At 66.3% G+C, this 22,552-nt stretch carries 20 protein-coding genes and 1 pseudogene; 14 read left to right on the plus strand and 7 right to left on the minus strand.

What is annotated here, in order from left to right:
• The first annotated feature begins 3 nt into the window (after window positions 1–3).
• From AC51GR_RS04970 to AC51GR_RS04985, 4 genes are all read left to right on the plus strand, one after another.
• A complete protein-coding gene (locus tag AC51GR_RS04970) occupies window positions 4–864 on the plus strand; it encodes an ABC transporter permease (protein WP_496323506.1) in 861 nt (286 codons plus the stop codon).
• Window positions 854–1,720, plus strand: coding sequence for an ABC transporter ATP-binding protein (locus AC51GR_RS04975; protein ID WP_496323507.1), 867 nt, complete (start codon window positions 854–856; stop codon window positions 1,718–1,720). Before AC51GR_RS04970 ends, AC51GR_RS04975 begins: the two co-directional genes overlap by 11 nt.
• Window positions 1,710–2,558 (plus strand): ABC transporter ATP-binding protein, encoded by an 849-nt coding sequence (locus tag AC51GR_RS04980; protein ID WP_496323508.1) that lies wholly within the window; start codon window positions 1,710–1,712, stop codon window positions 2,556–2,558. The genes AC51GR_RS04975 and AC51GR_RS04980 overlap by 11 nt, the downstream gene beginning before the upstream one ends.
• Before the next feature lie 112 nt (window positions 2,559–2,670).
• Entirely contained in the window at window positions 2,671–4,014 is a 1,344-nt protein-coding gene (locus AC51GR_RS04985) for a wax ester/triacylglycerol synthase domain-containing protein (protein WP_496323509.1), read from the plus strand.
• Here AC51GR_RS04985 and AC51GR_RS04990 read toward each other — a convergent pair.
• A complete protein-coding gene (locus AC51GR_RS04990) occupies window positions 4,011–4,766 on the minus strand; it encodes a hypothetical protein (protein WP_496323510.1) in 756 nt (251 codons plus the stop codon). The two genes, AC51GR_RS04985 and AC51GR_RS04990, sit on opposite strands and share 4 nt — an antisense overlap.
• A 48-nt stretch (window positions 4,767–4,814) precedes the next feature.
• The gene (locus AC51GR_RS04995; protein WP_496323511.1) at window positions 4,815–5,399 is read right to left on the minus strand and encodes an HhH-GPD-type base excision DNA repair protein; all 585 of its coding nucleotides are present in this window, start codon (window positions 5,397–5,399) and stop codon (window positions 4,815–4,817) included.
• A 245-nt stretch (window positions 5,400–5,644) separates the two neighbouring features.
• Between AC51GR_RS04995 and AC51GR_RS05000 the strand changes: the two genes are divergently transcribed.
• Complete coding sequence (locus AC51GR_RS05000; protein WP_496323512.1) at window positions 5,645–7,117, plus strand: sugar porter family MFS transporter; 1,473 nt, start codon at window positions 5,645–5,647, stop codon at window positions 7,115–7,117.
• A gap of 18 nt (window positions 7,118–7,135) precedes the next feature.
• Here the strand turns inward: AC51GR_RS05000 and AC51GR_RS05005 are convergent, their stop codons facing one another.
• From AC51GR_RS05005 to AC51GR_RS05020, 4 genes are all read right to left on the minus strand, one after another.
• The gene (locus AC51GR_RS05005) at window positions 7,136–7,855 is read right to left on the minus strand and encodes a lysoplasmalogenase family protein (RefSeq protein WP_496323513.1); all 720 of its coding nucleotides are present in this window, start codon (window positions 7,853–7,855) and stop codon (window positions 7,136–7,138) included.
• Between the two features lie 7 nt (window positions 7,856–7,862).
• Window positions 7,863–9,047, minus strand: coding sequence for a lipase family protein (locus AC51GR_RS05010; RefSeq protein WP_496323514.1), 1,185 nt, complete (start codon window positions 9,045–9,047; stop codon window positions 7,863–7,865).
• 34 nt (window positions 9,048–9,081) lie between these two features.
• A complete protein-coding gene (locus AC51GR_RS05015; protein WP_496323515.1) occupies window positions 9,082–9,978 on the minus strand; it encodes a hypothetical protein in 897 nt (298 codons plus the stop codon).
• 247 nt (window positions 9,979–10,225) lie between these two features.
• Window positions 10,226–11,047: an Rv1157c family protein gene (locus AC51GR_RS05020; RefSeq protein ID WP_496323516.1), complete on the minus strand. Its 822-nt coding sequence runs from the start codon at window positions 11,045–11,047 to the stop codon at window positions 10,226–10,228.
• 379 nt (window positions 11,048–11,426) lie between these two features.
• On the opposite strand from AC51GR_RS05020, the gene AC51GR_RS05025 reads away from it, so the two are divergent.
• The 4 genes from AC51GR_RS05025 to AC51GR_RS05040 are packed head-to-tail and all read left to right on the plus strand — an operon-like array spanning window position 11,427 to window position 15,575.
• Complete coding sequence (locus AC51GR_RS05025; protein ID WP_496323517.1) at window positions 11,427–12,452, plus strand: thiamine ABC transporter substrate-binding protein; 1,026 nt, start codon at window positions 11,427–11,429, stop codon at window positions 12,450–12,452.
• A 5-nt stretch (window positions 12,453–12,457) separates the two neighbouring features.
• Window positions 12,458–14,101 (plus strand): ABC transporter permease, encoded by a 1,644-nt coding sequence (locus tag AC51GR_RS05030; RefSeq protein WP_496323518.1) that lies wholly within the window; start codon window positions 12,458–12,460, stop codon window positions 14,099–14,101.
• Window positions 14,102–15,175 (plus strand): ABC transporter ATP-binding protein, encoded by a 1,074-nt coding sequence (locus AC51GR_RS05035; protein ID WP_496323519.1) that lies wholly within the window; start codon window positions 14,102–14,104, stop codon window positions 15,173–15,175.
• On the plus strand, window positions 15,168–15,575 hold the full coding sequence (locus tag AC51GR_RS05040; protein WP_496323520.1) for a (deoxy)nucleoside triphosphate pyrophosphohydrolase: 408 nt from the start codon (window positions 15,168–15,170) through the stop codon (window positions 15,573–15,575). Before AC51GR_RS05035 ends, AC51GR_RS05040 begins: the two co-directional genes overlap by 8 nt.
• A gap of 8 nt (window positions 15,576–15,583) precedes the next feature.
• Here AC51GR_RS05040 and AC51GR_RS05045 read toward each other — a convergent pair whose 3' ends face one another.
• A complete protein-coding gene (locus AC51GR_RS05045) occupies window positions 15,584–15,766 on the minus strand; it encodes a hypothetical protein (RefSeq protein WP_496324087.1) in 183 nt (60 codons plus the stop codon).
• 174 nt (window positions 15,767–15,940) lie between these two features.
• Here AC51GR_RS05045 and typA point away from each other — a divergent pair, with 174 nt between their 5' ends.
• The 5 genes and pseudogenes from typA to cofG all read left to right on the plus strand — a co-directional run.
• Window positions 15,941–17,851 (plus strand): translational GTPase TypA, encoded by a 1,911-nt coding sequence (typA, locus tag AC51GR_RS05050; RefSeq protein WP_496323521.1) that lies wholly within the window; start codon window positions 15,941–15,943, stop codon window positions 17,849–17,851.
• 105 nt (window positions 17,852–17,956) lie between these two features.
• The gene (locus tag AC51GR_RS05055) at window positions 17,957–19,858 is read left to right on the plus strand and encodes an ABC transporter family substrate-binding protein (RefSeq protein WP_496324088.1); all 1,902 of its coding nucleotides are present in this window, start codon (window positions 17,957–17,959) and stop codon (window positions 19,856–19,858) included.
• Window positions 19,859–19,876: 18 nt separating this feature from the next.
• Window positions 19,877–20,749, plus strand: a complete 873-nt coding sequence (gene mshB, locus AC51GR_RS05060) for an N-acetyl-1-D-myo-inositol-2-amino-2-deoxy-alpha-D-glucopyranoside deacetylase (protein ID WP_496323522.1) — start codon at window positions 19,877–19,879, stop codon at window positions 20,747–20,749.
• Window positions 20,750–20,763: 14 nt separating this feature from the next.
• Entirely contained in the window at window positions 20,764–21,174 is a 411-nt protein-coding gene (locus AC51GR_RS05065) for a hypothetical protein (RefSeq protein WP_496323523.1), read from the plus strand.
• Between the two features lie 95 nt (window positions 21,175–21,269).
• Window positions 21,270–22,550 (plus strand): annotated as a pseudogene (gene cofG, locus AC51GR_RS05070) (7,8-didemethyl-8-hydroxy-5-deazariboflavin synthase CofG); the annotation flags it as partial.
• Between the last annotated feature and the right edge of the window lie 2 nt (window positions 22,551–22,552).

Here is a 22,552-nt window from a genome sequence, read left to right on the forward strand (position 1 = left end):
AACATGCTCACCATGATCTTGCGGTATCGGTCCGCGCAGTTGGCGACCGCCGTCCTCGGGTTGATCGTGCTGCTGGCGGTCTTCGGGCCGGTGCTGGCACCATTCGATCCGCTGGAGCAGGACAGCGCAATGATTCTCTCGGGGCCGAGTGCTCAGCACTGGCTCGGCACGGACAGTGTCGGTCGTGACGTGTTCAGCCGAGTCCTCGCCGGATCGACAGTGTCCGTGATCTCGGCGTTGCAGTCCGTTCTTGTGGGGTTTCTCCTCGGGGTGATCCCGGGATTCCTTTCGGTGTACCTCGGCCGCGGCGTCGAGTGGTTCACGTTGCGCCTGATGGACGCCCTGATCACGTTGCCGTTCCTGGTGTTCGCAGTGGCGATGACAGCGCTGCTCGGGAACGGCCTGACACAGGCGATGTTCGCCGTCGGAATCCTGATCGCCCCGGCGTTCTACCGCGTCACGCGCGCGGCCGCGCTGACCGTCGCGAACTCGCAGTACGTCGAGGCAGCCGCGTTGATGGGCGCGAGCACCCGGTGGATCGTGCTGCGCCACGCGGTGAAGAAAGTGCTTCCGGCAGTGGGGGTCACATTCGCGACGATGACCGGCGCCAGCCTTGTGATCGTTGCGTCGCTGACATTCCTCGGGATCGGGGTGGTGCCACCGGACCCCACGTGGGGCGGGCTGCTCGCAGACGGCCTTCAGTATCTGTACCAGTCACCTTGGTCTCCGGTGGTCCCCGCCCTGTTGATCGTGGTGACGGTCTGGGCACTCAACGCCATCGCCGATGCTCTACGCGACGCGACCGCCACGTCTCGTCGGCGACGTACCAACGACAAACAGGAGCTGACCTCAGATGTCGTCTGACACTTTAGATGTTGCCGCCACCGATGAGACCACCCGTAGTGGTCCGGTGCTGACGGTGACCGATCTGCACATCGCGCTGGGAGACGGCACCGAGCTGGTCCGTGGGGTCGACTTCGCGTTGAACCGAGGCGGCGCTCTCGGCATCGTCGGGGAGTCGGGCAGTGGAAAGTCGTTGACGTGCAGCGCGATTCTGGGAATCCTGCCCGACGGAGTGGAGATCGCCACCGGGTCGATCGAATTCGACGGCATCGAACTCAGCACGCTTGGTGCGAAGGCCTGGCGACCTCTGAGAGGTACCCGGATCTCGGCGGTGTTCCAAGACCCGGCAGCGTACCTGAATCCGTCGATTCGAGTCGGGGAACAGCTCGCCGAAGCGCTGCGGTCCACCGTGGGACTCTCGCGCGCCGCCGCCAGGTCACGGGCGGTGGAACTGTTCGCGAAGATGGGACTGCGCGATCCCGTCTCGGTGTATCGGCAGTACCCGTACGAACTGTCGGGCGGGATGCTGCAGCGGGTGGTGATTGCCATCGCAGTCTCCGCGGAGCCCGAACTGCTCATCGCCGACGAGGCGACCACCGCCCTCGACGTCACCGTCCAGGCCGTCGTGCTCGACCTCATCGACGACCTTCGGCTCGAGTTGGGTCTCGCGCTGGTCCTGGTGTCACACGATCTCGCCGTCGTGGCGCAGGTCTGCGATGACGTGATCGTCATGCGAAACGGTGTGATCGTGGAAGCGGGACCGGCGGAACGACTGCTGAAAGAACCCCGGCACGATTACACCAGGCAACTCGTCGACAACCACCGCGACTTCGGTCTCGAGGCGATTATGGGGAAGGAGATTGCCGGTGTCCGCTAACACGCCGCTGCTGCGCTTGGAGGATATCCGCGTCGAGCGAGGGAGCCGGAGAGCCCGAAAACAGATACTCCAGAGCGTCGATCTGCATATCGATGCTGGCGAGAAGGTTGGGTTGATCGGGGAAAGTGGTTCGGGCAAAACCACATTGGCCTGCACTGTTCTCGGCCTGATCACACCCACCACCGGATCGGTCGAACTCGACGGCAGGCGGATCGATGGGCTGGGCAAAGCCGATCTGCGGAAGCATCGACTCGGGGGCTCGGTGCAGTACGTGTTCCAGGATCCGTTGCTCAGCCTCGATCCCGAGATCGAGGTGGGGGTGTCCATCGGTGAAGGACTGTCGGTCCGTGGCACGCACAACCGAGCCGAGATCAGTAGCCGGGTGGATGAGGTTCTGGACAGCGTCGGCCTTGATCGGAGCTTTGCGACGCGACTACCGGCGGAACTGTCGGGCGGGCAACGCCAACGCGTCGCGATCGCGCGTGCGATCATCCTCGACCCGTCACTGCTGTTACTCGACGAACCGGTCAGTGCGCTGGACTCCGTGCACCGGATTCAGATACTCGAGCTCCTCGACGAGCTCGGCAGAGACCGTAACCTCGCGCAGCTCTTCATCTCTCACGACCTCGGAGCGGTCGCGGCGCTCGTCGACCGGATCGCCGTCATGTACCAGGGCAGGATCGTCGAACTAGCTGACACCGCACGGGTGATCAACGATCCCCAGCACCCGTATACCGCGTTGCTGATAGGTTCGGCACCCACGCTGTCCGGCGGGACCGTCAGTCGTGAACGTCGCCGCGAGCTCCGTCGCGCATTGGCCGACGACACCGCAGCATGACAGAGCGTCATCTGGGACTCGGGCTGCCGGCCAATCGACATACTCATCGACGGACTGCCGGGGAGCGCGGAACCTCGTGTGCGTGCCTTCCGGCTTCGGTAGGTTCTCCCTCATGGAGCGAATGGCGCCGGTCGACGCCCAGATGTACTGGATGTCGGACAAGATCCCCAACGACCAGTTCCTGCTCTATGCCTTTGCCGGTGTGCCACGCCAGATCGAAGTCGCGATCGAGGGCGCCCTGGAACGGGCTCGGGCGGTGCCGGATCTGGGCCTGCGGATCGCGGACGTGGATTGCGCGCTCGACTATCCGTACTGGGTGCACCGCAGTGTCGACCGCGACCAGGTGGTGGTCCACACAGAGGGGTCCACCGAGTGGTCCGATTGCCTGCGGGTGGTGGCCACCCTGGCCGACGACCAGCTCGATGCGCGCGAGTACACCTGGCGGCTGAATCTGTTCGAGGGTGTCGAAGGGGTACCGGACTGTGGGCTCGCGGCCACCGTCGCTGTGCTGCAGGTGAGCCATGCGCTGGCCGACGGGCGCCGCTCATCTGACCTGGCCCGCAGGATCTTTGCGCCGGGCGAGCCGCAGGAGTCGTCGGCCGCCGAGGCCGATACGCCGTATTCGGCGCTGCATGCGGCGACGCTGGCAGCTTTCCGTTTTCCCCGGCAGATCGGAGTGCTGGGTTTACGGGCAATCGAGGCCACCCGCACCCATCGTCGATTGATCGACGACGTCGCCGCCGGGGTGGTGCCCGCGGCGGCGGAAGGCCGGCCGCCGCTGTCGACCAACACCCGGCCCGACGGCGCGCGGGCGGTCCGCACCCTGGTGCTGCGGCGCGACGACTTCCCTGGCCCGACGGTGACCATCAGTGCCCTCACCGCGATTTCGCTGGCGCTGTCCGATCACCTACGGTCGGTCGGGGAGGATCCGACCGCCCTCGGCGCCGAGGTGACGATGGAGAAGTTCGGTAAGCCGATGGCGCGTAACCACTTTCGTAATGTCGGTATCGGATTGTTCTCGGGGACAGCCGCCCTCGATGATCGGACCGCACGCATCGCACAGGCGCTGGGGGAGCGGCAGCTGCGCAACGGCCATCCGGCGCTGCGTGCCTCCGACGAGGCCTTCGCGGCGATACCGGCGCCCCTACTGCGCTGGGGCGTGGCGCAATTCGATCCGACTGAGGTACCGAGTACGGTCGACGGCAACACCGTGGTGTCGAGTGTGAACCGGGGCCTGGCCGACCTGCGGTTCGGGGATCGGCCGGTCGCGTTCACCGCGGGGTATCCGGCACTCTCGCCGGTGATGAGTGTGACGCACGGTGTGCACGGCATCGGTGACACCGTGGCGATCAGTGTTCATGCTGCTGCGTCGGCGATGGACGACATAGACAGCTACCTCGACATGTTGCAGGCCTCGATCGCCTGGAACCAGATCGTCAGGGCTTCCGGTCGCTAGTGCTGCGAGCCACGCTCTTCATGGCCGTTCTTGCTGCGCACCAATCGCTTCGGCAACCGCCCGACGAGTTCTCCGAGCGGCGCGACCGCGTCGTTGAGAGCCCCGGCCGCAATATTGAGTTCGAGAACCGTCTCCTGCAGGCTCGCGATGCTCGGGGGCAGCTGGGCGAGCATCTCGACGAGTTCGGACAGTCGGTCGATGGGACCGCCCGGGACGATGGCCCGTTCCAGGGCGCCGCCCTCACCGACGAGTTGTTCCAGCAGTCCCTCTTCGACGGTCAGCCGGTCGAGGAAACCCTCGTCCTCGGAGATCCGGTCGAGTAGACCACCCTCTTTGGTGAGTTTGGCGAGCACCCCGTCCTCGGACAGCAGGCGATCCACCGGACCACCCCGGGACAGCAATCGGTCGAGTGGGCCGCCGGTCTCGGTCATCTGATCGAGCACTCCATCATCGGCCAGGACGCGTTCGACCAGGCCGTCCTCGGCCAGCAGTCGATCGAGGGGTCCGCCACGCGAGAGAATCCGTCCGAGTGAGCGGTCTTCTTCGAGCAGTTCGCCGAGCTGGTTGAGCAGCTGCAGCGGACTGCGAAATGCGGGTGTCTCCCGCATGCCCATGGTGAGGGCGATCTCGTGGTGGGCGTTCTCGACGGCCATCCGGCTGAGCGCGACCGTGGCCTCGACGGCGCTGAGTGCGGCGCCCGCCACCGCAAACCCCAACCGCGTCGGGACCTCGATCACCAATCTGGCATCCATGACTTCACCCTAGGGGTTTGGCTCAACTCGCGGACACAATCACCGGGCTCAGTCGGCCTTGGCCGCCTTGGCCGCGGCTTTTGCCTGCTTCTTGAACTCGCGGACCTCCTGCAGGCTCACGTCGTCGACGACGTCGGCGACCGACCGGCGTTCGCCCTCGTTGCCGTAGTCACCGGCGGCCTCGCGCCAGCCCTTCGGTTCCACGCCCACCTGCTTCCCGAGCAGTGCCAGGAAGATCCGGGCTTTCATGTCGCCCCAACCGGGCAGTGATTTGAGACGTTTGAGCACCGTCTTGCCGTCCGGATCACCCTCGGTCCAGATGGCCGACGGGGTGCCGTCGTAGTTGTCGACGATGAAAACGGCAAGGTCATGGATGCGTTTGGCCATCGAACCGGGGAAACGGTGGATGGCCGGGGTCTGCGAGCACAGGGCCACGAACTCGTCCGGATCGGAGGCCGCGATCTTCTGGATATCGAAGCCGTCCATCCTTTCGGCGATCTTCTGGGGGCCCTTGAACGCCGCTTCCATCGGGAACTGCTGATCCAAGGTCATGCCGACAACCAGCGCAAAGTCGTCGACGGACAGGAGCTGGTCGGCTTCTGGCTCTTGCGCGATACAGATGTGGCGGGTCATTCGGACCTCCGGTCGCCGGGGAATTCACTGCCCACCCAGCTTATCGGCAGGGCGCGCAGCAGCGTCGCAGCGTCCCTGCGAACAGGGAAGGACTCTCTTCCTCTGCCTGCCTGTCGATGTGTCCGAATGGTGATCGATTGTCTTCTACCGACTTACGGACTCGACGGGTATCAGGGGCGTAACGTCAGCTGATGGTAAACGTCTCGGAGTAGACAGCCGCCGCCCGGAAGGTAGGTGTGATCCCTATGTCCACTGGTGCCGCCAAGAGGCCGTCCTCATCGGCAGTCGGAGAAGCCCACGTGGCCAAGGTCATCGGGGTCACCGTGGCCGCTGCGGTCGGTGGGTTCCTGTTCGGTTTCGACAGCTCGGTGGTCAACGGCGCCGTCAATTCCATCGGCGACCACTTCGAGCTGAACCACTTCATGCAGGGCTTCGCGGTTGCGATCGCCCTACTTGGATGTGCGCTCGGTGCCTGGTTCGCCGGCCGGCTGGCGGACATCTGGGGTCGCAAGAAGGTGATGCTGCTCGGCTCGGCGTTGTTCATCGCGTCAGCGATCGGAACAGGTCTGGCATGGTCATTGCCGGACCTGTTGATCTGGCGTGTGATCGGCGGCCTCGGGATCGGCATCGCGTCGGTGATCGCCCCGGCCTACATCGCGGAGATCGCCCCGGCTCGCTACCGCGGTGCACTCGGGTCGTTGCAGCAGTTGGCGATCACGATGGGCATTTTTGTCGCGCTGCTCTCGGACGCGCTGATCGCCGACGGAGCCGGTGGTGCCTCGAACGACCTGTGGTTCGGTATCGAGGCCTGGCGATGGATGTTCATCGTCGGTGTGATCCCGGCCCTCGTCTACGGCCTGTTGGCACTGCTCATCCCGGAATCACCCCGTTATCTGGTGGGTAGCAATCTCGATGAAGAGGCCGCGCGCATCCTCACCGAGGTGACGGGGGAGCCGGACCCACTGTCCCGGGTCAAAGAGATCCGGTTGACCCTCAAACGCGAATCGACGGTGTCCATCAAGGACATTCGCGGTCCGTCCTTCGGCCTGCATCCACTGGTGTGGGTGGGTATCTGGATTGCCGTGTTGCAGCAGTTCGTCGGGATCAACGCGATCTTCTACTACTCGACAACGCTGTGGCAGTCGGTGGGATTCAGTGAGAGCGAGTCATTCCGGACGTCGGTGATCACCGCGGTGATCAACGTGGTGATGACCTTCGGGGCGATCATGTTCGTCGACCGGATCGGCAGACGGCAACTATTGCTGATCGGCTCTGTTGGCATGTTCATCGGACTGGTGCTGGCGTGTGTGGCATTCACGCAGCAGATCGGTACCGGCGACGACATCTCGCTGCCCGACCCTTGGGGTGTGGTCGCCCTGATCGGTGCGAACCTGTTCGTGGTGGCGTTCGCGGCCACCTGGGGTCCGGTGATGTGGGTGATGCTCGGGGAGATGTTCCCCAACCGCATCCGGGGCGTGGCACTGGGTGTCTGCACGGGCGTCAACTGGCTTGCCAACTTCACCATCTCGCTGCTCTTCCCCGAACTCAACAGCATGCTGGGCCTGGCGTGGATCTACGGGTTCTTCGCCTTCTGTGCCCTCGTCTCCTGGTTCTACGTGCACTACAAGGTGCCCGAAACCAAGGGGATGGAGCTCGAGGACATGGATTCACTCGGAGAGGTGGAGGCAGCCATCAAACAACAGAAGAAGGCCCATTAGCGCCGCCCGGGCGTGAGTTCATCTGGCGGCGTGGGCGCGTCGGCTGACACTGTCCAGGCCGTCCAGGAGCAACATCTGCGCCGCGAAGTATGTCGAGAGAACCAATGCCTCGCCGACCGCGCGGAGACCGTCCCTGTTGCGCAGCAGATACCGACGATTCATCAGGATCGCATCGGAGGCCATGAACGTGATACCGCCGGCTGCCAGTCGCCGTGTCGGGTCAGTGGAATCCCCGCCGGTGAGCCCCGGATCGGCCGCCGTCGCCGCCATGGTTGCCAAGGTGGCGCCGTATGTTCCCAAGACCGGCAGCAGTCGGGGCGCGTTGAAGGCCAGCAGGGTGGTGACCTCGTTCATCAGCCCGAAGCGCGCGAGCAGTCGGCGTTTGTCCGGCCGGGCTCCGTGGCGGGTCAGCAGACCGAGGTAGGACAGATGTGCGAGCCCGAACATCGTTGCGCCGGTCTGGATCTGCCGATCCTTCTCGGGACCGGTGGCGAACTCTTCGCGGTACATGAAGTAATCGCCCGCAGCGGACGTGGCGATCGCGGCGGTCAGCAGTGCGTTGTCGACCCCGGACCGCTCACGTGCACCCCGCGCCATCCCCACGGCGAGCGCGGCCAGGGCAGCGGGCTTGGCGACGGCCACACCGGGCCGCCACCGCGCGGCGCCGGCGGCCGAAACCGCCAGCGTCGCAGCGACGAACAGTTTGCGCTCCGGGCGCTCCCAGGCCGGTAGACGCATGTGATCGCTACCGGGCGAACAGTGACGTCACGAAGGCCGACGCGTCAGGCAACGCGGCCGCTGCTGTTCCTTGTCCGTCCACCGGGTAGGTGCGGATGGTTGTCGACTGGCTCGACGTCTCCACCCGGCCCAGGAACTCGAGGGTGTACGGCAGGATCACCTGGGTATCGAGCAGCCCCTGGCCGAAGAACACCGGCTTGACGTACCCGGTGTCGGGCACTCCGAGATAGGCCTCGACGATGGGACGCAGATTCGGGATCGAGTGCACCGGCCGGCTGAACAATGCGTTCAAACTCGTTGACGCCACGGCGCTTTGCAGCTCGGCCGAACACATGGTGACCGCTTTGTCGGCCAGCGATCTGCCCTCCGCGGTCAGGTACGAGTCGAGGTTGAGCTCGGGATGAGACCCACGGATACCGGCGATGGCGTACAGCACCTCGGCGGTCAGGTCGGAAGGCAGCGGCACCGGGATGAAGTCGGGACCGGCATTGAGGACGAGTTCCCCGAGGTTGGCCGGAACGCTGGTGACGGTGGCACCGCGGAAATCGAGGTCCGGACCCTGGATCTGCGCTGCACTGCGGGCGGTGGCCAGCGCGGCGGTTGCGCCGCTGCCGTTCCCGTTCACCACCCACTGATCCGAGAGGTCCCCGGTGATGTCGTGGGCAGCCTTCACGGCATCAACGATGTTGTGTGCCTTGATGGTTGTCTGGAGGTCGGGGAGTGCGCCCTCGACGCCGAGTCCGGCGTAGTCGGAGGCGACGACCGCGTAGCCCTTCCGCAGCCATGGCGTGATGTCGTTCCAGTGGGCCGACGATTCGGTTTTGCCCGACCACGACGGCGCGCACTTGTCTGCCAATCCAACGGTGTCGTGGGCCCAGGCCACCACCGGCCAGCCACCCTCGGGTGCTTCACCGCGGGGGAGGTAGACAGCGGCACTGCTCAACTCGGTGCGGTCGGTGGCGGCGTTCGTCCAATAGGTGAAGCGGTCGGCTGATCCCGCGCCGGTCACCCAACGATCATCGGGCAGACCGATATTGGCAAACACTTTGCCTGCGGTTCCGCCCGTCGGAACCGGGTCCGCGGTTGCGATGCCGGTGCCGCCGAGGCCGCCGGCGACCACGGCGGCCAGTGCGGTGGCGGTCAGGCTGCGAATACCGATCCGGCGTAGTGCTTGCTTGTGAACACTCTTCATGACTACTACTCCTACCAAGGTCCGCGTACGCGGACTAAACCTGCGTGATCCCGATCATCGGGAGGAAGAAACAATTTCGGTCACCGTTCTCCACGGTGCCGAATACAGCGGAAAGCACTGTGCCATTGCCGGTCTCGACCGGTGCCAGTCGTGAACCCGGCAGGCTGAAGGCATCGACCAGCGGCGTCAGGATCTTCGTGAGTTCTGCACGCGCAGTTTCGGCCACGGGGTTGGTGCCGGGGATCTGTTCGAGGATCTTGTCGACGACGGTGGTGCCCACCGGGGCCATGTCCTTGAAGCCACCCTGCAGGGTGTTGACGTTGAACCAGGCGACCTGCATGCCGGTGCCCTTGCCGTCGGCGGTGATGCCGGACGGGAAGAAGCCGAACAGCGTTTCTCCGTCGCCGACGAGTTCTGGAGTGAAGCCGGGGAAGAGCGTTTTGACGAGGGCCGGGACCGACACCCCGGGGACGACATACGGGCCGGGCGCAGCCCCGCCGACGGCAGGCACGAGTCCGAACGGGTTGTCCGCGGTTGCCTCGACGCAGTTGAACGCAACGGTCGGGTTGATGAAGGACTGGATGCCCAATTTGCGCAGTGCCTCATCGGCTGCGGCCAGCGATCCGAGGAGGTCGGTGGCGTCGGCGGCCGGCGTCGCCGCGGGATCGGTCGCCGGGGTGGACTCGATCTGTGTCGTCCCGCCCAGGAGTGCCTTCGCGGCGGCCAGGGCGGCGGGATCACCCGCTGTCTTTCCGAGCGCGGCGATCGCGGCCTTCAACGCGTCGTCGCCCGGGATCTGCTTGGGTGCGGTCAGCGAGGCCGAGTCCGGGGCGACCGGTTCTGCGACGGCAACGGCAGGGGATAGCAGGGCGGCGGACGCGACGACCGCCAGTGCGGCGGCGCTGCGGCGAATCAGCGTTGAGCTGGGCATGGATCTCCTTGGACAGACGCGGGGACGCACCTGTTACGTCTGTGACAGGTGTGACCAATGGTGCTCTTGTTACACAAGATCATGGCGCGGGAGCTCAGTGCAAGTTGCGAGTTCAACCTGTGATGCAACCGCGACCGTTCCGGTGTTCGGCTGTGCATCAACAGATCTGGGATTCCGGCGCAATGTGACGCGCAACAAAAAACAGGCGCCGACCCGAAGGTCGACGCCTGCTGTGGAGAGCCGGTGGTCAGACGACGGCCAGTCCGACCGTGGGGACGATCGTGCAGCTCACGGTCTTGTCCTCGGTCTTGGTGGTCACGTTGCCGTAGATTGCCGAAATGACGCGACCCTGACCGGTTTTCACGATCGTGGTGAAGGTGCCGGGTCCGTCGGCGGCGTTGATCTTGTCGTTGCGGCGCAGGTTCTGCTGGCCGGTCGCACCGGTGTCGATGTTGACCCAGGCCACGGTCAGCGGTGCGGCATCGTTGTTCAGTGCCGGTCCGGTGCCGAGGCTGGTGTAGACGTATCCGGCCTCGCCCTTCTTGGGGCCCGGGGCCGGAGCCTGCTGCGGTCCGGCGGTCACCAATGCCGAGCCGATGGAGTTGCCACCGGGGATACATCCCTGACCGATGGTCGGGTAGAGGAACTGCTGGATGACCGGTGCGCCCGGGCCGGACGGGATGTCCGGGCCGCCGCCGCCGGAGCCGTCGAGGAAGCTGACGACCTTGTCCCAGATCGCGGCGAGTTCCGGCGGGAGCGCCGAATCTGCCGCGAGCACCTTGGCGTTGGAGAGCAGGCTGGCGTCGACCTTGCCGTCGGCTCCGGGGGTGGCGGCCGAACCGATGATCGCGGGCACGAACGCACCGAGGGACTGCAGGGTCGGCTGATCGATCTCGAGGTTGGCGGGAATGGGAGGGAACGCGGCTTCGTCGGCAGATGCGACAGCGGGCAGTGTCAGCGCTGCGGTGGCGGCGATGGCAACGGCCGTCACTGCGCGGCGGACATTCCGGCCTTTCGCGGCCTTGTGGAAGCGCCCGCGGTTACGGTCTGCCTGCTGATTCAAAAGCACTGTTCTTGGTGTCCCATCTCGCGTTGAGCCCGACTGATGACGGCTCGACATGTCTATCGCCGTGCTGACGGTAACCGTTTCAATCCCCTGCCGCCAGTAGCGGCAGCGCGGAGGCGCACGGTTCGCCGTCGCCCTGGAACCGTACCGTGTTACTAGAGTGAACAGTGTTTCTGGTGATGCAATTGTTATGTCACGTTGAGGCCACGAAGATAGGGGTGAGCCGGATCCGAAAGGTGCTGTTCGGGCGATCGACGTGATCGTCGCGCTCCGACTCCGGGCGGCCGCCCTGGGCCTGCTTAGATTCACGATGACGGAACGAACACGCGTTGTACGGAACCAACCGGCTGTTCTCACTGCCCGAACACCACCTGGAGGGTCGATGCTTCGACGATCACAGCTCGCCGCGGCACTCGTCGCGCTCTCGATCGGGGCCGGTGTCCTGACGGCCTGCGGCGATTCCGGCTCGTCGGACGACGTCGTCCTGCTCACCCACGATTCCTTCGCGCTGCCGGATGAATTGCTGGCGTCGTTCGAAGACGAGACCGGACTGACCCTCAAGGTGGTCAGGGAAGCGGACGCCGGTCAATTGTCGTCGTCGATCGCGCTCACCGCCGGTTCGCCCCGCGGCGACGTCGTCTACGGCATCGACAACACCTTCGCCTCCCGGGTTCTGGGCGCTGATGCCATCGAGCCCTATACGAGTCCGGACAACAACCTCGGCCCGCAGGAATATGCGCTCGGTGAACCCGATCGGCTGACCGCGATCGACCGCGGCGACGTGTGCGTGAACGTCGACACCGAATGGTTCACCGAACGCGATCTCGCACCGCCGGCGAACTTCGAAGAGCTGACCGACCCCCGGTACAAGGGGCTGACCGTGGTGATGGACCCGGCCACCTCGTCGCCCGGTATGGCATTTCTGCTCGCCACGATCGCCGCCTATCCGGGAGACGATGCGTGGGAAGGATATTGGGAGCGCCTACGCGCCAACGGCGTGAGTGTGGCTCCGGGGTGGACCGAGGCGTACAACCAGGAGTTCACCGCGGGTGAGGGTCAGGGCAGCAAGCCCATCGTGGTCTCGTACGCGTCGTCGCCGGCCTTCCTGCCGACCACCAAGGCCCTGTTGAACACGTGCTTCGCGCAGATCGAATACGCCGGGGTCCTGCGTGGAGCCGAGAACGTCGAAGGCGCCCAGCAGGTGGTCGACTTCCTGCTCAGTGAACCGGTGCAGGCCGCGCTGCCCGAATCGATGTATGTGTACCCGGTCCGCACCGGGACGCCACTGCCTGCCGACTGGGCGCAGTTCGCGCCGCAGCCCGAGTCCGCGGTGACGATGCCGCTGGAGGTCATCGCCGAGAACCGGGAAGCCTGGCAGCAGGAGTGGCGCACCGTCATGGGCCGCTGACCCCGGTGCCCACTCGCGCAACCATCCGGCGCCCACCCACCCGGTGGGGGTCCGGCACATCCCTGGTGGCCGCCGCGGGCGTAGTGCCGTTGCTGTTCGTCGGGGTGATGTTCGGCTGGCCGTTGATGGCCCTGGCCGTCCGCGCGTTCGGGGATGGCTCCGGCATCGACGTGATCGCATTGCTCGACGACGCCAATGCCGCACATCTGTTGTGGTTCACAGTGGCCCAGGCCGCGGCCAGCACGGTGCTCACCCTGATCGTCGGCCTGCCGGTGGCGTGGGTCCTGGCCAACTTCGAACTGCGAGGTGCGCTGGCGCTTCGGGTGATCGTCACCATTCCCTTCGTGTTGCCCACCGTCGTGGTCGGTGTCGCGTTCACCGCGCTGCTCGGTGAGCGTGGCCCGCTGGGTTGGCTCGGCATCGGATCGTCGGTGTGGGCGATCTTGTTGGCGCACATGTTCTTCAACATCGCGGTTGTGGTGCGGACCGTCGGTTCGGTCTGGGGCCAACTCGACCCGCGTGCCGAACAGGCCGCCCGGACGCTGGGCGCGGACCGTTGGCACGTGCTGCGCACCGTCACCGCACCCGCCCTGGCCCCGGCGATCGCGTCGGCGGCGTCGGTGGTGTTCCTGTTCTGCGCCACCAGCTTCGGTGTGGTCCTCATCCTCGGCGGCGGCCGGTACGACACCATCGAGACCGAGATCTACCGGCAGGCGATCGGGTTCTTCAAACTGCCTGCCGCCGTGGCCCTGTCGATGATCCAGATCCTGGTGGTCGCGGTGGTGGTCGCCATCAGCGCGGTGCTGGGCCGCCGGGCCCGGGGAGCCGGGGCGCCCCGGCGACGCCGCCGACCGCAAGGAGCGCAGCGCGTGGTCGTCGGGGCCATCGTGGCGTTCGTACTGGTGATCTTGCTGGCCCCGCCGGCGGTCCTGGTCTGGCGATCGCTGCGGCCCACGGTCGGCGGAAGCTGGAACCTGGACGGCTATCGGGCGCTGGCGGAGCCGATCAACGGTGAAACCCCTTGGGAAACAATGCAATACTCGTTGGTCAGTGCATTCTGGGCGACCCTGATCGCACTGGTGCTCGGTCTGCTCGGCGCACTGGCCATCTCTCGCGCGCGCGGCGTGTTCGGCGGTGTCGCCACCGGGATCGCGATGCTCCCGCTGGGTGTGAGCGCGGTGACGGTCGGTCTGGGATACCTGGTGATCCTGACGTCGATGCCGCGTGAGGTCGCGACCTCCCCGGCTGTTGTCCCCGCCGTGCAGGCGCTGATCGCGACACCACTGGTGATTCGCATCCTCGTGCCGGCGATGGGCCTGGTCGACCCCCGGCTGCGTCAGGCGGTGGCCACGCTCGGCGCCGGCCCACTGCGGGTCTGGTGGACCGTCGACCTCCCGATCATCAAGCGAGCACTGTGCGCGGCGACCGGCTTCGCCTTTGTGATCGCGATCGGCGAGTTCGGTGCGACCAGCTTTGTGGCCCGGCCCGACACCACCACGGTGCCGGTGCTGATCGGCACGTCCCTCTCGCGCCCGGGAGCAGGTAACTTCGGCACTGCAATGGCCTGTTCGGTGATGATGCTGGTGGTGACCGCGGTGGTGGTGGCCCTGATCGAGGTGGTCCGGCGGGACGAGGGAGGTGAGTTCTAGATGCTCGAATTATCCTCCGTCACAGTCGGTTACGGGTCTGAGATGGTCCTGACCGATCTGGATCTGGCGATCGGGACGCAGGGAGCGACCATCACGGCGCTGCTCGGCCCGTCGGGATGTGGCAAGTCGACACTGATCCGCGCCATCGCGGGGCTCGAACCGCTGTCCGCGGGAACGATCACCTTCGACGGCGTCGACCTCGCCCCGAGCCCGACCCATCGCCGCGACTTCGGCGTGGTGTTTCAGGACGGTCAGCTGCTGCCCGGCCGCACCGTTGCCGACAATGTCGGATACGGGCTGCGGGTCCGGCGCTGGCGCAAGCCCGACATCACCCGTCGGGTGGCGGAACTGCTCGACCTGGTCGACCTGCCCGGTCTCGGCGACCGGAAGGTGACCGAGTTGTCCGGCGGCCAGCAACAGCGGGTCGCGCTGGCCCGGGCGCTGGCTCCACGACCGCGACTGCTGCTCCTGGACGAGCCGCTGTCCGCACTCGACCGGCAACTTCGTGATCGCCTGGCGCTGCAGATCGCGGAGATCATCGGCGCCACCGGCACTCCGACGATCGTGGTCACCCATGACCATTCCGAGGCCGCGATGATGGCCGACCGGATCGCGGTGATGGACCACGGCCGGATCGTCCAGGACGATCATCCCGAAAAGCTTTGGCGGGCACCGCGGACCGAGCGGATCGCGCAGTTCATCGGTTGCACGACCATCTGCGGAGCCGACATCTCCGCGGGTGTTCTGCACAGCCCACTCGGCCGGGTTTCCGTCGACCTGCCCGACGGTGGGGTTCGGATCGGACTGCGTCCGGAGGCGGTTGTGGCCACGCCGGTCGCAGACGGGTCGAGCGGTGTCGTCGGTACCGTCCGCCATGTCGCATCACTGCCCGAAGGTGCCCGGGTGCGGCTGGCGGTCGCCGGTATGGAGGTCGATGCGGTCGGTGATCGACGGCTCGGCGTCGGAGACGAGGCCTCGATCACGCTGGATCGCAGCCGGATCGCCATCATCTCCGATCCAACCGTCGAGTCGGCGAGGGCGAAGGGCGAGGGAGCGGTGGGCCGGGATGCGTGAGGTCGTGGCCGGTGCGGTCATCAGCGAAGGACGACTGCTGCTGGCTCAGCGCACGTATCCGGTGGAGGTGGCGGGCCTGTGGGAACTGCCCGGCGGCAAGGTCGAGCCGGGGGAGACCAGGGCTCAGGCGCTCGGGCGTGAACTCGGCGAGGAGCTCGGGATCACGGTGGCGGTGGCCGACCAGATCGGACAGCCGGTACCGCTACGGCCGGATCTGGTGTTGGTTGCGATGGCCGCGGAATTGCTCACCGGCCGGCCGCATCCGCGCGAACACTCCGGAGTCCGCTGGGTGGATGCCGACGACCTCCACCGGATGGCCGGCGCCGGGGAACTGGTGCCCGCCGATGCCGTGTGGCTCGACGACCTCACCGCGCTGCTCGCCGACCCGGCCCGAAGGTGAACTGAGTCTCAGGCGGCGCGCGACCGCACCTTCTTGAGGGCCTTGGTCAGCTCCTTGTTCGACATCCCGGCAGAGGAGTACTTCTGCATCTTGTGGATCACCACTGGGCAGCGAAGGCAACGGGTTGAACTGCGGCAACACTTTTTCTTCGGCTTCATGTCGCAGACGTCAGCCGCCTTCTTCTTGCCCATGTATCCGCCTTCCAACAGGTCTCGCACCTAGGGGAAAGTTAGGTTAGCAGCACCTTAATTTGCGGGTTACGGCGCATGTGACGACGCTCTCATTGCCGGAGCACGTATCCTTGAGTGGTTTGAGCACCAGGCTCGACCGTTTTGACATGCCCACTTCACGTCCGGAGAACTTCAGTGACTTCTGCCCCCAATTTCCGCAACGTTGCGATCGTTGCGCACGTCGACCACGGGAAAACGACCCTGGTCGATGCGATGCTGCGGCAATCGGGAGTGTTCGAGGAACGCGCGGAACTCGTCGACCGGGTCATGGACTCGGGCGACCTCGAGCGCGAGAAGGGCATCACCATTCTCGCGAAGAACACCGCAGTGCACCGTCGCCAGCCCGACGGCACCGAGGTTGTCATCAACGTCATCGACACCCCCGGCCACGCCGACTTCGGTGGTGAGGTCGAGCGCGGCCTGTCGATGGTCGACGGCGTCGTGTTGCTGGTCGATGCCTCTGAAGGCCCGCTGCCGCAGACCCGTTTCGTGCTGCGCAAGGCGCTCGCCGCCTCATTGCCCGTGATCCTCGTGGTCAACAAGACCGACCGCCCCGACGCCCGCATCGCCGAGGTCGTCGAAGAGAGCCACGACCTGCTGCTCGACCTGGCGTCGGATGTCGACGACGAGGCTGCTGCGGCCGCCGAGCTCGCCCTCGATCTGCCGGTCCTCTACGCCTCGGGTCGCGCGGGTGTTGCCAGCACCGTGGCCCCCGAGAACGGCCAGGTCCCGGACGCCGAGAACCTCGACGCCCTGTTCGACGTGCTGCTGTCGTACGTGCCCGCCCCCAAGGGTGACCTCGACGCACCGCTGCAGGCCCACGTCACCAACCTCGACGCCTCGGCGTTCCTCGGCCGCCTCGCGCTGGTCCGTCTCTACGCCGGCACCCTGAAGAAGGGCCAGACCGTGGCCTGGCTGCGTGAGGTCAACGGCGAGCCCGTCACCGAGCGCGCCAAGATCACCGAGCTCCTCGTCACGGTCGGTGTCGCGCGGACGCCCGCCGAGACCGCCGTCGCCGGCGACATCGTCGCCGTGGCCGGAATGCCGGACATCATGATCGGCGACACCCTCACCGACGTCGACCACCCGGTCGCGCTGCCACGGATCACGGTCGACGAGCCGGCCATCTCGGTGACGATCGGCACCAACACCTCGCCGCTGGTCGGCCGCGTCAAGGGTCACAAGCTCACCTCGCGCATGGTCAAGGACCGCCTCGACAGCGAGCTGATCGGTAACGTCTCGCTGCGCGTCCTCGACATCGGTCGCCCGGACGCCTGGGAGGTCCAGGGCCGTGGTGAGCTCGCGCTCGCCATCCTCGTCGAGCAGATGCGCCGCGAAGGCTTCGAGTTGACCGTCGGCAAGCCGCAGGTGGTCACCAAGCAGGTCGACGGCAAGCTGCACGAGCCGTTCGAGCACCTGACCATCGACGTCCCCGAGGAGTACCTCGGCGCGGTCACGCAGCTGCTGGCCGCTCGTAAGGGCCGCATGGGCGACATGGCCAACCACGGAAGTGGCTGGGTCCGCATGGAGTTCGTCGTTCCCTCGCGAGGTCTGATCGGTTTCCGTACCGACTTCCTCACCGAAACCCGCGGAACCGGCATCGCCAACGCCGTGTTCGAGGGCTACGGCCCGTGGGCAGGAGAGATCCGGGCGCGTCACACCGGTTCGCTCGTCTCCGACCGCGCGGGAACGGTCACCCCGTTCGCGATGATCCAGCTCGCCGACCGTGGAACGTTCTTCGTCGAGCCCGGCGCCGACACCTACGAGGGCATGGTCGTGGGCATCAACCCGCGGATGGAAGACCTCGACATCAACGTCACCAAGGAGAAGAAGCTGACCAATATGCGTCAGTCCTCCGCCGACGTGATGGAGACCCTGGCCAAGCCCATCAAGCTCGAGCTCGAAGCCGCGATGGAGTTCTGTACCGACGACGAGTGTGTCGAGGTCACCCCCGAGGTGGTCCGGGTGCGCAAGGTCAATCTCGACTCCAACACCCGCGCCCGCGAGCGCTCCAAGGCGAAGTCTCGTAACCAGGGTGTGAGCTAGAAGGGACGCAATCGGCGGTCGTCACCGACCGCCGATTGCCGACTGATCGTGACCGGCGGACAGAGGAATCGAGTTTTGGGTAGACGATGGACCACCGCGACTCCGATGGCCGCGGTCGTGCTGTCCTGCCTGCTGTTGCTGACAGCATGCGTCGCTGATCCACCGCCGGCGGTGCAGCAGACGAACTCGGTGCCGCCGGAGCCCGCCGAGCCCTCGGGCCGGGTGCTGTACGTGGCAACCGACTCGATCGGCAACGGTTTCAATCCACATCTGGCCGCCGACCAGTCCGCGGTCACCACTGCGGTGGCCGCGATGACGTTGCCGAGTTCGTTCCGGCCGACCGCCCAGGACGGCCGCGTCATGTGGCTGATGGACGAGGCGCTGCTGACCAGCGCCGAGGTCTCGGGCACCGACCCGTTCGCGGTGACCTACAAGATCCACGAGGACGCGCAGTGGTCGGACGGATTGCCGATCACCGCAGAGGATTTCGTCTATCTCTGGCAGCAGATGTCCCGGCAGCCCAACGTGACCGCCCCCGCGGGCTACCGCATGATCACCGACGTCCGCAGCTCGGCGGGCGGCAAAGAGGTCACCGCGACGTTCGCCGCGCCCTACCCGGCGTGGCGTGAGCTGTTCAACGACCTGCTGCCCTCGCACGTCCTCAAGGGGGCACCCGGGGGTTTCCAGACCGGCATGGACAGCGGATTCCCGGCTTCGGGCGGTCCGTTCACGATCAGCGGTATCGACCACAGTCGTGACGAGGTCCGGCTGATCCGCAACGACCGGTTCTGGCTGACCCCGGCAGGCGTCGATCGGGTCACCCTGCGCCGCGGGGGAACCACCAGCCAACTGGCAGATTCCATGCGATCCGGCGATACCCGGGTCGTGTCGGTCAGCGCAGGCGAGGCGCTCGGCGCCACCCTCGGCAGCATCGGTGGGGTCATGACCGGTCGCGTCGCGCAGTCCCGGACCCTGGGCATGACGGTCAACACCCGCACGGAATCGATGTCGAACATCGACCTGCGCCGGGCCGTTCTGGGAACCATCGACACCGCTCTGGTGACCTTTGCCGCCGCCGACGACACCGAGGTGCTCCCGGACACCAACTCCGTGTACGCCCCGTCCGATCCGGGCTACTACCCGGTGCCGCGTCCGGCTCTGACGCCCGAACAGATCGAAGGGTGGCTGGTCGCCGCCGGTTACCGGCGCGGTCCGGCGACACCGGCACCCGCTCCGCCCACGTCGTCCGGCGCGCCGAGCACCACCGCGGTCCCCACCACCACGACAACCCCCGTCGACGGGACGTCCACGACCGCGCCGAGCGATCTGCCGACGTTGCCCGCCGGCACACAGCCGGTCGATCAGGAGGACGGGCAGCCGCTGGTGATCCGGGTCGGTTCGGTCACCGGAGATCTCCGCACGGGTGCGGCGGCGGCCAACATCGTCGATCAGCTGAACCGCGCAGGTATCCGTGCCACCAGCGTGGCGATGTCGACCGCCGACCTGTACAGCTCGAGCCTGACCGGACGCGAGGTCGACCTGGTGGTCGGCTGGAGCCGGGCCGGGGAATCACCGGCCACCGCGCTCGCGTCGAACACCGAATGCCTGAGCACCGAAGAATCCACCGAGACGAGTGCATCACCGGACTCGGGTGAGCCGTCGGCGACATCGGCCCCGGAGCCGTCGGCGACGTCGTCACCGGCGCCGACGACATCGGAGACCGAAGAATCCGAACGCAGCGAACCGCGTTACACGAGCAACGTCTCGGGCCTGTGCGACCCCGAACTGCAGGAGATCGCGACCCGCGCCATCTCCGCGGAGGATCCGACCGAGGACCTGCGCATCGCGCAGCGCCTGCTCGACGAACGATCGGTGTATCTGCCGTTCTATCAGGACGTACTGACCAACGCCGTCTCCCCACTTGTCGCCGGCGTCCCGGTCACCGGTCCGGTGCAAACCGGCATCTACGGTGACTCCGCCCTCTGGCGCCAGCAGACCGGCAACTGAAAGCGAAGCCGAAATCCCATGAATCGTTTGTTGCTCGTTCATGCCCATCCGGATGACGAGACCATCACCACCGGCGGCACCATCGCCAAGTACCTCGATGCGGGCGCCGAGGTCACCGTTGTCACCTGCACGCTGGGTGAGGAAGGTGAGGTGATCGGCGACCGATGGAGTGGACTGGTCGCCGACGGCGGTGCCGACCAACTCGGCGGGTACCGGATCATGGAGCTGACCGATGCATTGGCCGAATTGAGCCCCGATCCGTTTGCACCGGTGGAGCCGATGTTCCTCGGTGGCGCCGGACGCTGGCGGGACTCCGGGATGTCGGGGGCGCCATCGAACCATCACGAGCGCGCCTTCATCGCGGCGGGCACCGAGGCGCCCACGCAGGTCCTGGCGGATCTGATCCGGGAACTGCGCCCGCAGGTCGTCGTCGGATACGACCCGGTGGGCAGCTACGGCCATCCCGATCACATCGGTGTCCACGCCATCAGCCATGCCGCCGTCGAGCTCGCGGCGACCGGTGAACAGGGATGGTCGGTGTCGAAGCTCTACTGGACGGTCACCGAGAAGTCCGCACTCGAGGCAGGTCTCGCGGCGGCGGGCACCCGCATACCGAAGGGCTGGCGGATGCCGGCGCCGGGGGAGTTGCCCAGTCATCCGGATGCGGAGATCACCACCGCCATCGACGTCCGCGAGGTCTACGATCGCAAGGTGCGGGCGCTCAGTGCCCACGCAACGCAGGTGACCGTGTCCGCGTCGGGCACCGAATATGCGCTGTCGAACAACATCATCCAGCCGATATTTGCCGAGGAACACTTCATGCTGGTCGCCGGGGAGCAGGGCCCCACCGATGAGTCCGGGCGGGAAACAGACCTCTTCGGTGGTCTGTGATGGCCTCGGCCGTGATGAGCTCAGCTCCGATGCGCTGGGCCCTGCTGGGTTTGCTGTGGGTCGACGGTTTCCTGGTCGGCGTCCTCGCCCTGGCGTTTCTGCCGCTGCACATCGGGTCGGTGCCGTTCCCGATCAGCGCGGTGCTGGCGGCGATCGCCAACTACATCCTGCTGTGGTGCAGCGCCACCCTCGTCGAGGGTGTCGCCCGCTTCGGTGCCCTGATCGCCTTCATGATCGCTTTTTTCGTCCTTGCGGCCGGAGGCCCCGGTGGTGACATCGTGGTGCCGCAGGACCTGACGGTCTTCCTGCTCCTCGGACTCGGTCTGGTGGTCCCGGTGTTCGCCGCGTTCGCCGGCCTGCTGCCCGACCCCGGGTCGGACGCCGCAATCGGTTCGAAGCAGGTGGGGAAGGGGTCGGGGGAATGATCCGTCCCCGATGACGCATTATCTAAGGGGTGACCTCCAAGATCCCCGAAGTTCTCGCTGCCACATCGGATCGGACGCTGCTGCCTGATCCGGCGATGCCGCCGCGCGTCACCGGAGCCACGCAGGCGCGTCCTGACAACGACGCGGTCCGGCAGGTACTGGCCCGGTTGCACGAGGATGTCGCCCTCGACGTCGAGGCGGCCGCGATCTTGCTCGCGGCCCGCGGGGACGAACTGGCCGAGCTCTGCGCGATCGCGGCGGGGATTCGGGACGCCGGACTGATCGCCGAAGGGCGCGAACGTCAGATCAGCTACTCGCGCAAGGTGTTCATCCCGCTCACGAGGCTGTGCCGGGACCGGTGCCACTACTGCACGTTCGTCACCGTGCCGGGCAAACTGGCCCGCGACGGCCACGGCATGTACCTGGAGATCGAGGAAGTACTCGAGATCGCCCGCAGTGGTGCCGAGATGGGTTGCAAAGAAGCGTTGTTCACGCTCGGCGACCGTCCGGAGGAGCGTTGGCCGGAAGCCCGGCAATGGCTCACCGAGCGTGGGTACACATCGACCTTGGATTATGTTCGGGCCGCGTCGATCCGGGTCCTGGAGGAGACCGGCCTGCTGCCGCATCTCAATCCCGGTGTGATGAGCGCCGACGAGATGGCGCTGCTGAAGCCGGTGGCCCCTTCGATGGGCATGATGCTCGAGACCACCGCGCGTCGGTTGTTCACCGACAAGGGCAATGCGCACTACGGCAGCCCCGACAAGGATCCCGAGGTTCGCAAGCAGGTGCTCGTCGACGCTGGTCGTCTTTCCGTCCCGTTCACCACGGGCATCCTGGTCGGCATCGGGGAGAACCTCACCGAACGGGCCGATTCGCTGATCGAATTGCACAAGGTGCAAAAGACTTTCGGCAATATCCAGGAAGTGATCGTCCAGAACTTCCGGGCCAAACCCGATACCGCGATGCGCGGGGTCGCCGATGCCGAGTTCGACGAGTTCCTGGCCGCGGTGGCCGTGGCCCGGATCATCCTGGGCCCCGCGATGCGGATTCAGGCCCCACCGAACCTGGTGTCGCCGGCCGAATGCGCTGCGCTGGTCGGCGCCGGCGTGGACGACTGGGGCGGGGTCTCGCCATTGACCCCCGACCACGTCAATCCCGAACGGCCCTGGCCGCACCTGGATTCACTGGCCACGATCACCGCCGAGACCGGCTACGTGCTGACCGAACGTGTTGCGGCCCAACCCAGATACGTGCTGGCCGGCGCCCCGTGGATCGATGAGCGGATCAGTCCTCACGTGTGGGCACTGGCCGACCCGGTGACCGGACTGGCTGCCGACGTACTCCCGATCGGCCGCCCCTGGAACGAATCGGGCGAGGG

The sequence above is a fragment of the Williamsia sp. z71 genome (assembly GCF_059553375.1).

Coding starts and splice junctions, on each gene's coding strand:
- AC51GR_RS04970 (WP_496323506.1), top strand. CDS start 4: ATGCTCACCATGATCTTGCGGTATCGGTCCGCGCAGTTGGCGACCGCC.
- AC51GR_RS04975 (WP_496323507.1), top strand. CDS start 854: ATGTCGTCTGACACTTTAGATGTTGCCGCCACCGATGAGACCACCCGT.
- AC51GR_RS04985 (WP_496323509.1), top strand. CDS start 2,671: ATGGAGCGAATGGCGCCGGTCGACGCCCAGATGTACTGGATGTCGGAC.
- AC51GR_RS04990 (WP_496323510.1), bottom strand. CDS start 4,766: ATGGATGCCAGATTGGTGATCGAGGTCCCGACGCGGTTGGGGTTTGCG.
- AC51GR_RS04995 (WP_496323511.1), bottom strand. CDS start 5,399: ATGACCCGCCACATCTGTATCGCGCAAGAGCCAGAAGCCGACCAGCTC.
- AC51GR_RS05000 (WP_496323512.1), top strand. CDS start 5,645: ATGTCCACTGGTGCCGCCAAGAGGCCGTCCTCATCGGCAGTCGGAGAA.
- AC51GR_RS05005 (WP_496323513.1), bottom strand. CDS start 7,855: ATGCGTCTACCGGCCTGGGAGCGCCCGGAGCGCAAACTGTTCGTCGCT.
- AC51GR_RS05010 (WP_496323514.1), bottom strand. CDS start 9,047: ATGAAGAGTGTTCACAAGCAAGCACTACGCCGGATCGGTATTCGCAGC.
- AC51GR_RS05015 (WP_496323515.1), bottom strand. CDS start 9,978: ATGCCCAGCTCAACGCTGATTCGCCGCAGCGCCGCCGCACTGGCGGTC.
- AC51GR_RS05025 (WP_496323517.1), top strand. CDS start 11,427: ATGCTTCGACGATCACAGCTCGCCGCGGCACTCGTCGCGCTCTCGATC.
- AC51GR_RS05035 (WP_496323519.1), top strand. CDS start 14,102: ATGCTCGAATTATCCTCCGTCACAGTCGGTTACGGGTCTGAGATGGTC.
- AC51GR_RS05040 (WP_496323520.1), top strand. CDS start 15,168: ATGCGTGAGGTCGTGGCCGGTGCGGTCATCAGCGAAGGACGACTGCTG.
- AC51GR_RS05045 (WP_496324087.1), bottom strand. CDS start 15,766: ATGGGCAAGAAGAAGGCGGCTGACGTCTGCGACATGAAGCCGAAGAAA.
- AC51GR_RS05055 (WP_496324088.1), top strand. CDS start 17,957: ATGGCCGCGGTCGTGCTGTCCTGCCTGCTGTTGCTGACAGCATGCGTC.
- mshB (WP_496323522.1), top strand. CDS start 19,877: ATGAATCGTTTGTTGCTCGTTCATGCCCATCCGGATGACGAGACCATC.
- AC51GR_RS05065 (WP_496323523.1), top strand. CDS start 20,764: ATGAGCTCAGCTCCGATGCGCTGGGCCCTGCTGGGTTTGCTGTGGGTC.